The sequence below is a fragment of the Oleiphilus sp. HI0061 genome, from assembly GCF_001635675.1.
In genome coordinates this window covers 1-11008 of the sequence record NZ_LWFE01001147.1, presented here as the reverse complement: position 1 = coordinate 11008, position 11008 = coordinate 1, and the positions used below count along the sequence as shown (strand labels likewise).

12 protein-coding genes and 1 pseudogene are annotated in these 11008 nt (G+C 44.0%); 5 read left to right on the top strand and 8 right to left on the bottom strand.

The genetic code is table 11. The annotated features are described in order from the left end of the window. The 4 genes and pseudogenes from A3735_RS17270 to glmS form a co-directional block, all read left to right on the top strand. Positions 1–283: pseudogene (locus A3735_RS17270) on the top strand (F0F1 ATP synthase subunit beta); the annotation flags it as partial. Positions 284–344: 61 nt separating this feature from the next. Further along, complete coding sequence (locus A3735_RS17265) at positions 345–764, top strand: F0F1 ATP synthase subunit epsilon (protein WP_068507286.1); 420 nt, start codon at positions 345–347, stop codon at positions 762–764. Between the two features lie 120 nt (positions 765–884). Beyond that, complete coding sequence (gene glmU / locus A3735_RS17260; RefSeq protein WP_068553201.1) at positions 885–2243, top strand: bifunctional UDP-N-acetylglucosamine diphosphorylase/glucosamine-1-phosphate N-acetyltransferase GlmU; 1359 nt, start codon at positions 885–887, stop codon at positions 2241–2243. Between the two features lie 59 nt (positions 2244–2302). Continuing rightward, positions 2303–4135 (top strand): glutamine--fructose-6-phosphate transaminase (isomerizing), encoded by a 1833-nt coding sequence (glmS, locus tag A3735_RS17255; protein ID WP_068506558.1) that lies wholly within the window; start codon positions 2303–2305, stop codon positions 4133–4135. Positions 4136–4281: 146 nt separating this feature from the next. On the opposite strand, the gene A3735_RS17250 is transcribed toward glmS, so the two are convergent. Together A3735_RS17250 and greB are read right to left on the bottom strand one after the other, a co-directional pair. Then, positions 4282–4722: a hypothetical protein gene (locus A3735_RS17250; protein ID WP_068506560.1), complete on the bottom strand. Its 441-nt coding sequence runs from the start codon at positions 4720–4722 to the stop codon at positions 4282–4284. Positions 4723–4779: 57 nt separating this feature from the next. Then, entirely contained in the window at positions 4780–5289 is a 510-nt protein-coding gene (gene greB, locus A3735_RS17245) for a transcription elongation factor GreB (RefSeq protein ID WP_068506562.1), read from the bottom strand. Positions 5290–5435: 146 nt separating this feature from the next. Between greB and A3735_RS17240 the strand changes: the two genes are divergently transcribed. After that, entirely contained in the window at positions 5436–5741 is a 306-nt protein-coding gene (locus A3735_RS17240; protein ID WP_068506565.1) for a hypothetical protein, read from the top strand. Here the strand turns inward: A3735_RS17240 and A3735_RS17235 are convergent. From A3735_RS17235 to A3735_RS17210, 6 genes are all read right to left on the bottom strand, one after another. Next, positions 5738–7150, bottom strand: a complete 1413-nt coding sequence (locus A3735_RS17235) for a HAMP domain-containing sensor histidine kinase (protein WP_068506566.1) — start codon at positions 7148–7150, stop codon at positions 5738–5740. The genes A3735_RS17240 and A3735_RS17235 overlap by 4 nt on opposite strands. Beyond that, positions 7137–7865: a response regulator transcription factor gene (locus A3735_RS17230; RefSeq protein ID WP_304438941.1), complete on the bottom strand. Its 729-nt coding sequence runs from the start codon at positions 7863–7865 to the stop codon at positions 7137–7139. Before A3735_RS17230 ends, A3735_RS17235 begins: the two co-directional genes overlap by 14 nt. Next, complete coding sequence (djlA, locus tag A3735_RS17225; protein ID WP_068554994.1) at positions 7822–8634, bottom strand: co-chaperone DjlA; 813 nt, start codon at positions 8632–8634, stop codon at positions 7822–7824. The genes A3735_RS17230 and djlA overlap by 44 nt, the downstream gene beginning before the upstream one ends. Before the next feature lie 105 nt (positions 8635–8739). Next, the gene (hyi, locus tag A3735_RS17220) at positions 8740–9522 is read right to left on the bottom strand and encodes a hydroxypyruvate isomerase (protein ID WP_068506576.1); all 783 of its coding nucleotides are present in this window, start codon (positions 9520–9522) and stop codon (positions 8740–8742) included. Positions 9523–9555: 33 nt separating this feature from the next. Next, positions 9556–10437 carry an NAD(P)-dependent oxidoreductase gene (locus A3735_RS17215; RefSeq protein ID WP_068506579.1) on the bottom strand — a complete coding sequence of 294 codons (882 nt, stop codon included), beginning with the start codon at positions 10435–10437 and terminating at the stop codon, positions 9556–9558. 58 nt (positions 10438–10495) lie between these two features. Next, a partial coding sequence (locus A3735_RS17210) for a sigma factor-like helix-turn-helix DNA-binding protein (RefSeq protein ID WP_304439992.1) occupies positions 10496–11008 on the bottom strand: 513 nt, incomplete at its 5' end.

Genomic DNA, 11008 nt, shown 5'->3' with positions numbered 1-11008 from the left:
TTATGCTGAATTGAAAGACATCATTGCGATTCTTGGTATGGACGAATTGTCTGAAGAAGATAAGCAGACAGTTGCACGTGCTCGTAAGATCGAACGTTTCTTGTCACAGCCTTTCCACGTTGCCGAAGTATTTACGGGTGCACCGGGTAAGTATGTATCTTTGAAAGACACTATCCGTGGCTTCCAAGGTATCTTGGGCGGTGAGTACGATGATCTTCCTGAGCAGGCGTTTTACATGGTTGGCTCTATCGACGAAGCAGTCGAAAAAGCGAAAAACATGTAATCATCCTTTAGTAGAAGCACTTTAAGATATTTAAAGTGCTTCCCTGATGAAGGTAGAAATTATGGGTATTAGCGTGCATTGCGATATCGTAAGTGCTGAAGAGCAAATTTATTCGGGTCTTGTTGAGCTAGTTGTTGCAGCTGGCGAAATGGGTGACTTGGGTATTGCTCCAGGCCATGCTCCACTAATGACGAAGTTGAATCCTGGTCCTGTTCGCGTTATCAAACAAGGCGGCGAAGAGGAAGTTTTCTACGTATCCGGCGGATACATGGAAGTTCAACCAAGCTTAGTAACTGTGCTAGCAGATAGTGCAGAGCGAGCTCACGACGTTGATGAAGCAGCAGCTCTGGAAGCTAAGAAAGAAGCAGAAAGAGAGCTGGCGAATCAGAGCGGCGATTTTGATTACTCTCGAGCAGCATCTCAACTAGCTGAAGCATCAGCGCGACTACGCGTGATTCAGCGAATGAGAAATAAGCATTAATGAGCAGTAATTCGTAAAATAAAGAAAAAAGGCAGCTATTTAGCTGCCTTTTTTCTTTTATGTCATATGGAGTGTCTATAATCAAACGATTGTAGTAGAAAAAGTTTAGGAAAAACGATTATGAGTTTACATGTGGTTATCCTTGCAGCTGGGCAAGGTTCTCGAATGAAGTCTAAATTACCAAAAGTTTTGCACCCTGTAGCGGGAAAGCCAATGCTACAGCATGTGTTGGATACAGCGAATAAGTTAGATGCTGAAGGTATACATATTGTTATCGGTCACGGTGCTGATCAGGTAAAAGACACAATTAAAGAAGATGTAAACTGGTGCTTACAAGCTGAGCAGCTAGGTACGGGCCATGCGGTAGCACAAGCAATCGACCACATTCCAGAAGACGCGCAAGTACTAATACTATACGGAGACGTGCCCTTAACCAGTCAGGCAACATTGTCTCAATTAACGGCTTTAGTTAATGAGAAGCAGCTTGGCTTATTGACAGTCGACCTTGAAAACCCAACGGGCTATGGTCGAATCGTTCGGAACGCAGATGGCGATATTGAAGCCATCGTAGAACAAAAAGATGCTTCAGAAGAAGAATTAATGATTCCGGAAGTTAATACCGGAATACTTGCTCTACAGGCTTCAGTGTTGCATAAGTTTATTCCGACACTTGGTAACAGCAATGCACAAGGCGAGTACTACTTAACTGATATTATCGAGATCGCCGTAGCAAATGGCTTGCGAGTTGAAAGCCATCAGCCAAGTTTTGAGCAGGAAGTTCAAGGCGTGAATAATCGCCTGCAACTATGTGAATTAGAGTGCTGGCACCAAAGCATGATATCGGAACAGCTAATGCTTCAAGGTGTCACCATCTATGATCCAAATCGTTTAGACGTGCGCGGTGAATTAGAATGCGGCCAAGATGTCACTATCGATCTTAATTGTATTTTCGAAGGGCATGTCGTACTTGGTGAGGATGTCAGCATTGCACCAAACTGCATTATCAAAAATTCAACAATCGGTGCTGGTACCACGATACATGCTAATTCAATTATCGAAGATAGCTTTGTGGCAAGCGCCTGTAATGTGGGCCCGTTTGCAAGACTGAGACCCGGAACGAGTTTAAAAACTAAAGCGAAAGTCGGTAACTTTGTTGAGACCAAGAAGACGACCGTTGGTGAAGGTAGTAAGATTAACCATCTTAGCTATGTTGGTGACGCAACCTTAGGCAAAAATGTTAACGTGGGTGCAGGTACAATTACCTGTAACTATGATGGCGTTAACAAGTTTCAAACAGAAATTGCAGATGATGTGTTTGTTGGCTCCAATACATCATTAGTTGCGCCGGTGAAAGTTGGTAAGCGTGCGACTATTGGCGCGGGGTCTACTGTCAATAAAGATATAGAAGAAGAACAACTAGCTGTAGCCAGGTCAAAGCAAAGAAATATCGATGGTTGGGACAGACCCAGCAAAAAGTAAGTTAAAGATTTCGACTAGTAAAGTAATCGAATAAGATTTGGAAAACAGGAACAAAAGGTATGTGCGGAATAGTTGGAGCTGTGGCTCAAAGGGATGTAGCTGAAATTCTTCTCGAAGGTTTGAAGCGTTTAGAATATAGAGGATATGATTCAGCAGGGTTGGCTTTATTGTCTGAAGCAGGCGAATTTAATCGCTTGAGACGTATAGGCAAAGTTCAAGAATTGGCAGACGCACTAAAGGCAAACCCTTGCAAAGGTGGAACCGGTATTGCACACACACGTTGGGCAACTCATGGTGAACCTAGCGAACGTAATGCCCACCCTCATGTATCAGGTTCCGAAATTGTAGTTGTTCACAACGGGATCATTGAAAACCATCATACTCTGCGTGAGAAGCTAAGTGCCGTGGGTTATGAATTTGCTTCGGATACAGATACCGAGGTGATTGCTCATCTAGTTCATCATGAACTAAAAACACATGACTCACTATTATCAGCATTCAGATCAACTGTGAAGCAATTAGAAGGTGCTTACGGAACGGTTGTTATGGATACCAGTGATCCAGACCAGCTAATTGCAGCGCGTTCTGGTAGCCCATTAGTGATAGGATATGGCATAGGAGAAAACTTCCTGGCATCAGATCAATTAGCATTATTACCAGTAACGAACCGTTTCTCCTTCCTAGAAGAAGGCGATATCGCCGTACTGACACGCCAAGACGTGACCATCTATGATGCTGTAGGTAGTGAAGTATCAAGAGATATCAATGAGTCTGATGTCTCGCATGATGCTGGCGACAAAGGGCCATATAAGCACTACATGCTAAAAGAAATCTATGAACAGCCGATTGCTATTAAGAACACCTTAGAGGGTAGAATTGCAAACGGCCAGGTTCTTGACACGGCCTTTGGTGAAAATACAGCAGAGATTCTAAAAGGCATTGATCACGTTCAAATTATTGCCTGTGGTACGAGCTACCACGCCGGCATGGTCGCACGTTATTGGTTTGAAGAAATTGCTGGTGTGTCATGTAATATCGAAATTGCATCTGAATTTAGATATAGAAAGTCGGTTGTTCCGGCTAATGCACTATTGGTTACAATCTCGCAGTCAGGTGAAACAGCCGATACTCTGGCAGCACTAAGACTGGCCAAAGAAATCGGATATAAAGCTAGTTTGACCATTTGTAACGTGCCTGGTTCTTCACTAGTTCGTGAGTCAGACTTAAACTATATGATGAATGCGGGCGCTGAGATCGGCGTAGCATCCACCAAGGCATTTACCGTTCAATTAGTTGGCTTACTGCAGCTTGTCGTCGCTATTGGAAAGAACAAAAATATGCCAGCCGAAACGGAAGCTTCGATCGTTGAGGCCTTACAGGCACTTCCTTCAATCATCGAACAAAGCTTGGATATGGATAAGCAAATAGCCGAATTGGCGGAAGACTTTGCTGACAAGCACCACAGTTTATTCCTGGGTCGTGGTGATCAATACCCGGTTGCGATGGAAGGTGCACTGAAGCTTAAAGAGATTTCGTATATTCACGCTGAAGCTTATGCCGCAGGCGAATTAAAGCATGGCCCATTGGCTCTTATCGATGCAGACATGCCAGTCATTGTTGTTGCACCGAACAATGAGCTTCTAGAAAAACTGCATTCTAACGTTGAAGAAGTACGTGCAAGAGGTGGTTTGATGTATGTTTTTGCTGATCGAAACGCACACTTCAAAAGTGATGACACCATGAAAGTACTAGACGTACCACATTGTGAAAAGATCGTCGCGCCGATTTTATATACTGTGCCTTTGCAGTTGCTTAGTTATCATGTTGCGTTGATTAAAGGTACCGATGTGGATCAGCCACGTAATTTAGCAAAATCAGTAACAGTTGAGTGATGAGCTAGCCGTATTTACAGCCGCTATTCATAGGGAAAAGTAGTTAACGATGGAATAAAGTTGTTAACAACTTTCCTTTTGAATGAAATAAACGCGCGATCTTTCCATATTTCTAATTCTCATTAGAAATTTAATCTTCGATTAGCCTAAGGACGGGAAATCGTGTTTGTACTATGCGCGGAATAGGTACGCCCAGTAGGCTGGGAATAAATAGGCTGCTGAAATTCAGCTGTGGGTATTTGAAACTGATTTAGTTGCAAGTCTTCACCTGCTTTAAGCAATTCATCTTCCTTAAGTGCATCACCAGCCTTCTGTTTATCACTGTCTTCTTTTTCTTGAAGGTAAATAGGTTTAGCATTTTGACCGCTTGAGGTATCGGCTTTTAGTGCGCCGGCAATCGCAGCATTAGAGAGCTCTTCACCACCAATTTCTTGAAGTGGAAAATCCTCAAGCGTTGATTTTTGCCTGGTTGAGAAAAAGTATTCAAGATCCTCGTCTTCATCCCAATCCTCATCTGGTGATTCAGAGAGGCTGATTGAAGGTATAAGGAAACATAAAAGCATAAAATGAAAATATTTTTTAGGCATGGCTCTCTCCTTGATCTAAGCAGATATATTATCGTTTTTACAAAAGCTGTCTAGGTACTAGTGATCATTATCAAGGTAATCGATATTGACGACTACATAGCTGACCACGCCATCAGGTGTATTGAGTTCAACTTCGTCATCTATTTGCTTTTTAAGTAACAAGCGCCCCAGTGGTGAGTCGATGCTCAAATAACCAATTGAAAGGTCAAATTCATCTGGGCCGACTAAGCGAAAACGAGACTCTTCTCCTTCGTCATTTTCGAGGGTGACCCAGGCACCGAAAAATACCCTTGTTAAATCGTCAGGCTTACGGTCAACCACTACCATGTCATCAAGGCGCTTTCTAAGGAAGCGAACACGACTATCTATTTCCCTAAGCTGCTTTTTTCCATAAATATACTCGGCATTTTCAGAACGGTCACCTTGTGCAGCAGCTTCAGAAACTGCTTGGGTGACTTGAGGACGCTTTGTTTTCCATAAATAATTTAGCTCATCCTTTAGCTTCTTTTCGCCTTCAGGTGTAATGTATTTTGATCCAGGCTTTTGCGGTGGTCTGTAACGTCCCATTTAGTATTCACATCTTTTGTCGTATAAAACTAGGTTGAAGTACCTAAACTATCTAAGTACCCTTAGCGCCAAGAACTAGAAGAGTAGGTGTAGTAAGGTCCTGCTTTTCAGAAGGTATATTTAATAAAAGCATATTGGAGAAGACAATGAAAGCACAGAAAAAATTGAATGAACTTGCTGAAAGTGCTTTATCACAAATTGATGCATTAGGTTATAACCTAGATGCTATGGGTGTTGAAAACCAGATTAACCGTCATAATTTGATTGCTTTTTTGATGTTTGGACAAAAGCGTTTGGAAGGTGAAATGGATAGCCTTAACGCAAAAGTAGATGTTAGCAAAGCAAAAGTTGAAAGCATTGTAGATAACACTGAGAAGCTTTTTATTAGTGCTAAGAACCTGGCTGTATTTCCGGCTAAATATACGATTGATCGTGTTAGAGCGCAGTTCTAATTAAGTTCTTTATCTTTACTGCCTGATAGAAGCTTAGTACTTCGTGGGAAAACCAGCTCCACTTTTAGGCCTGGGTCATTATCATTTAAGATAACTTTACTGTGGTGGATATCCATCACAGCGAGTACCAGGCTTAAACCTAAACCATTACCTGGCAAAGACCTGCTCTTGGCAACGCGATAAAAGCGTTGGAATACTTTCTCCCTTTCCTCTTCTGGAATTCCAATTCCTGAGTCAGCAACTGATAGATATATATCTTTCTGAGTGCTGTGGAGTGATACATCTATACAGCCACTCTCCGGCGTGTATTTTATTGCGTTATCGATCAGGTTACACAAGGTCTGAAACAGAAGGTCTCGATCACCGTTCAGGTTAACGTTTTCTTCTATCGAAATCGCAAGTTTCTGGTTCTTATCTTCGGCAAGTGCTTCATATAGCTCGGCAGCATCTTGTACCAGTTCACTTAGATTGAAAGGTTGGAAATTTGAAGACTTACTACCCACCTCAAGGCGAGCAATACGTAATAGGGCATTGAAGGTAGCGAGTAGTTGGTCAGCTTCCGCGACTGCATTGGCGACCTGTTGTCTGTCTTGGTCGCGCTCTACACTGATCAGTGTATTTTCTAACTGGTTTCTTAGACGAGTCAGAGGGGTTCGCAGGTCGTGAGCAATATTGTCTGAAATATGACGAATGCCTTCCATTAATTGAACGATTCGGTCGAGCATTTCATTTAGATTACGTGCGAGTTGGTCAAAATCGTCATTGGTGCCACGGTCCGGGATACGAATAGAAAGATTCCCTTGCATAATCCGCTGGCTGGTTTGGTTAATTAGCTCAACCCTTTTTGCTGTACTACGGCTCATCATAATGCCGCCAAGCATCGCCAGAGCGAAGGTAATTCCCATGCCAAAGTTTATCGCACGTTCGACGAGTTGCTTAACGGCCATAAATTCATTTACATCGCGGCCAACAAGCAGCCTTAGTCCACCAGGCACGATGAATACACGGGCACGAGCAGGCCGGGATTCTTCACCTGGCCACCCTAGATTCTCGCCAAGGGTGAAGTTTAGCCAGCCCTCCTGTACTTCTCCATCTTCAGGCCACTTACTTATATTACCGGCGAGCTTAATAAAGTCTCTGGCGGTAAATAAGTAAATAGCCTTGCCATTTGGGTCTCGCGCGACACGCTCCCGGATAACGCTGATTAAACCGTTGAGCCCTTGCCTTTGGTATTGCTCAGCAAGGCCTATAATTTCAGCCTCAATAGTTTCGTCGGTTTGGCTCGACATGTAGCCGGCAGTAGCCCAATAGATAAAACCCATCAGGATAAAGACAGATGTGGCGAACAGTACCATGTACATGATCGCCAATTGAAAGGTAGAGGTCCGAAGAAGACTAAGAATCTTCACTAAGAATGTATCCCGCGCCTCGAACTGTTTGTAGTAGTTGTTTCGGGAAGTCCTTATCGATCTTTGATCGTAAGCGGCTGATATGGACGTCGATCACATTGGTTTGTGGATCAAAATGATAATCCCAAACCTGCTCCAATAGCATAGTACGAGTCACCACTTGGCCTGCATGTTTCATCAGGTACTCTAGCAAGCGAAATTCGCGAGGTTGTAGGTCGATCTTTTCGCTACCGCGTTTGACAGAGCGGGCTAGCAAATCCATTTCAAGGTCGGCAACTTGCAGGTGAGTCACTTTCTCGGAGCCACTGGTTGCCCCGCGTCTGACTAATACTTCCAGGCGAGCAAGTAACTCAGTGTAGGAGAAAGGCTTGGTCAGATAATCGTCACCACCACCGCGTAAACCTTCAACACGATCATCTACGTCGCCTAGTGCACTAAGGATCAGTACAGGTGTTTGGTTACCGGTTGCGCGGATCGTTTTAATAATGGATAGACCATCCATTCCAGGCAACATGCGGTCGATAATCATAACATCATAGCTTTCACTGGCTGCCATTAATAAACCTTCTTTACCGTCGGCAGAATGATCTACAACGTTATCGTTTTCCTTGAGGCCATTGACTAAATAAGCCGCTACATCTTTATCATCTTCAATTACGAGTACGCGCATCTTAACCTCTGCTTGCTTGGGCTCTGAATTTCTTAATTCGCTCATAAGCGTCTTTTATTTCCCGAGTTTTTTCGGTGGCTATTTTCATCATTTCTTCTGGCAAGCCTTTCGAAACAAGTTTATCCGGGTGATGTTGACTAATCAGTCTACGATAGGCTTTCTTTAGTTCAGCATCACTGCAATTGCTCTGTACGCCTAGAGTTTCATAGGCAGCACTGATCATTTGTTCTTCGCTAACATGGCCTGACGTATCGTGCTCAAAGCCGGTAAACCGGTGCTGAGCTGTCATCATTGCCAGTAGTTGTTCAAAATTTCGTTTCTGGAAACCAAGGTGTTCGGCTACTTCAAGAAGCAGCTGGTGTTCATTTGGGTGTAATTCTCCGTCGGCAAGCGCGGTGGTTAGCTGTATCTCCATAAACATTCTAAGGAGATTGGTACGACGGCCGCAGACTCGCTTTAAGTCATCCATGGCAGCGATATAATCAAAATCTTCTTGCTTGCCTTGATTGAATAAATTGATTGCTGCTTTACGTTGCTCGTCCGTCAACTGCATCTTGCTCATGGTGTCTTGAGCAACTTGAATTTCGACTTGAGATACATGGCCGTCTGATTTTGCCAAACGCCCCATTATCGAAAATGTGGCAGCAAAAAAAGCCGCTTGTATTTCTTCCTGATTGCCACCAGAAAAGTTTTCGATATTGGCCATACCTTTATCGAAGCTATGACCAATAGCCGCGCCTAACAAAGCGCCTAAGGGGCCACCGCCAAATGCGAAGCCCAAGGCTCCACCGATTAATTTTCCCCACCAGTTCATTGTCTAAATCTATACCTTGCGTTAAAGCGCTATCTGCCTTTTGCAGTGAATATAAATATATAAACTTAGTGGATTTATATAACCAGTTAAATGTTCGTAACCCGCTTACTTATTGCTTTGGGAAAGCCATGAGAGTGAGGCGTCAGTGGTAGATGATGGTATATATTCGGCGCTGATATAGCCTGAGTAATTAAGCCTATCAAGTGCTTTGAAGATCTGCGAGAAGTTAAGCTCGCCGGTACCTGGCTCGTGTCGGCCGGGGTTATCGGCAAACTGGATATGGCCGATCTGGGCTTGGGCAGATCCTATCTTACGGATAATATCGCCATGCATGATTTGCATATGATAGATATCAAACTGGATCTTTACATTTTCTTCATTGACGTCCTCGAGTAGCTGCAGAGCTTTGTCTAATGTATCAATTATGAACCCAGGCATATCAACTTTACTGTTAATTGCTTCAACCATCAGTGTTATATTTTTTCTGGCAAGCGCTTGGGCAGCATATTTGACGTTAGCAACAAGTTTTTGCCAGTGTTGCTCGTCACTACAGTCAGGCTGTTTTAAACCTGATAAGCAATTAATCTGCTTAACCCCAAGTGTTTGCGCATATTCCAGCGCTGTTTCGAGCCCTTGTTTGAATTCATCCTCACGTCCGGGTAAGCCGGCGATACCTCTCTCTCCTGCATCCCAATTACCAGGCGGGAGATTGAATAGCACTTGTTCTAGCCCGTTAGCATCGAGTGCCTCGGCAAGTTCTTTAGCGGGCCATTGATAGGGAAATAAGTACTCAACGTACTTAAAACCGGCTTTTGAGGCAGCCTCAAAGCGACTCATAAAAGGAAGTTCGGTAAATAGCATAGTGAGATTGGCGGCGAACTTGGGCATGCTTATATCCTTGCGATGAGTTTGCTAAAACACTTAACTAGTAGATTTCAGTTGAGTCTGGTTCATATGTTCTAGCTCAAGCAGTAGGCCGCTATGGTCGACATTTTCATTGCCATTAGCAACCAGAGATAGATAAGACTCATAAGTACGCTGAGATAGGGGCAGTGTCAGACCTTCGTTTCGCGCTTCATCAAGTATAGTTTTCAGGTCTTTAAGCTGGACACGAGAGGTCGCGCCTGGCTCAAAGTTTCGCTCTAGCATTCTTTGTCCATGTAATTCGAGAATACGGCTGGCAGCAAAGCCTCCACTTAGGGCTTCTCGTACGGCTTCAGGGTCCGCACCACCTTCGGAGGCTAATAACAGTGCTTCTGATACGGCGCCAATTGTGATGCCGACAATCGCTTGATTGGCCAGTTTGCATAGCTGGCCACTTCCGGTATCACCAATGTAAGTAGACTTCCCAAATGCCTGGAAGAGCTCTTGTGCTCGTTCGAATTGCTGCTTATCACCACCCGCCATAACAGATAAGGTGGCCGCCTGAGCACCTGCTGTACCGCCGGAAACTGGCGCATCCAGATAGTGACACTGATGCTGCTTTGCTAACTGGGCGTGCTTGCGAGCGGTAGAAGGCGGAATTGAGCTCATGTCGATAAATAAGCTATTCGGCTTCGCGCTTTGATAAGCTTGTGACTGATAGATAACCTGATCGACAATATCGCCATTTTCCAACATGCTGATAATAATTTCTGCTTGGCTAATCGCCTCGGCGGCGCTTGCACAAAGTTCGGCTTTATCGGCGAAATCTGCCATCTTCTCGGCAGTTCTATTCCATAGCAATAATTCGAAACCGGCATCCAGTAACTTTTGTGTCATTGGGTAGCCCATCAGGCCGATCCCAAGAAATGCGATCTTCATCTTTTCTCCTAAAACGAAAAAACCGCCCAAGTAGGCGGTTTATATATCGAGCCAAACCTTAATCTTCGATTAGGGCTTTAACCTTCTTCATTGCATTTTTTTCTAGTTGTCGAATACGTTCTGCAGAAACGCCGTACTCATCAGCGAGTTCATGCAAAGTCTTTTTATCTTCGGTCAACCAGCGCTTGGATAGAATATCGAAACTGCGTTCATCCAGAGTTTTTAAGGCTTCGTGTAAACGGGAATTTGCGTATTCAGTGCTGTCCAGCTTTTCCAGTCGACGAGCCGGGTTATGGCTATGATCTTCAATGAAATTAGCGGGAGCCTGATATGCGCTATCTTCGTCATCATCGGCGCCCATGTCGAAAGATGCATCGTGAGCACTTAAGCGACCTTCCATTTCTCGTACGACTTTTGGTTCTACACCGAGGTTCTCAGCTACGTCCTGAACTTCTTTATGAGTGAACCAAGCTAAACGTTTTTTGTTGCTGCGCAAATTGAAGAACATTTTACGCTGAGCTTTAGTCGTCGCAATTTTAACGATGCGCCAGTTTCGTAGAATGAACTCGTG

Excerpts from the sequence above, each read along its gene's own strand:
- glmS (WP_068506558.1), top strand. The coding sequence starts at position 2,303 with ATGTGCGGAATAGTTGGAGCTGTGGCTCAAAGGGATGTAGCTGAAATT.
- djlA (WP_068554994.1), bottom strand. The coding sequence starts at position 8,634 with ATGAACTGGTGGGGAAAATTAATCGGTGGAGCCTTGGGCTTCGCATTT.
- glmU (WP_068553201.1), top strand. The coding sequence starts at position 885 with ATGAGTTTACATGTGGTTATCCTTGCAGCTGGGCAAGGTTCTCGAATG.
- hyi (WP_068506576.1), bottom strand. The coding sequence starts at position 9,522 with ATGCCCAAGTTCGCCGCCAATCTCACTATGCTATTTACCGAACTTCCT.
- A3735_RS17215 (WP_068506579.1), bottom strand. The coding sequence starts at position 10,437 with ATGAAGATCGCATTTCTTGGGATCGGCCTGATGGGCTACCCAATGACA.
- A3735_RS17250 (WP_068506560.1), bottom strand. The coding sequence starts at position 4,722 with ATGCCTAAAAAATATTTTCATTTTATGCTTTTATGTTTCCTTATACCT.
- A3735_RS17265 (WP_068507286.1), top strand. The coding sequence starts at position 345 with ATGGGTATTAGCGTGCATTGCGATATCGTAAGTGCTGAAGAGCAAATT.
- greB (WP_068506562.1), bottom strand. The coding sequence starts at position 5,289 with ATGGGACGTTACAGACCACCGCAAAAGCCTGGATCAAAATACATTACA.
- A3735_RS17240 (WP_068506565.1), top strand. The coding sequence starts at position 5,436 with ATGAAAGCACAGAAAAAATTGAATGAACTTGCTGAAAGTGCTTTATCA.
- A3735_RS17230 (WP_304438941.1), bottom strand. The coding sequence starts at position 7,865 with ATGAGCGAATTAAGAAATTCAGAGCCCAAGCAAGCAGAGGTTAAGATG.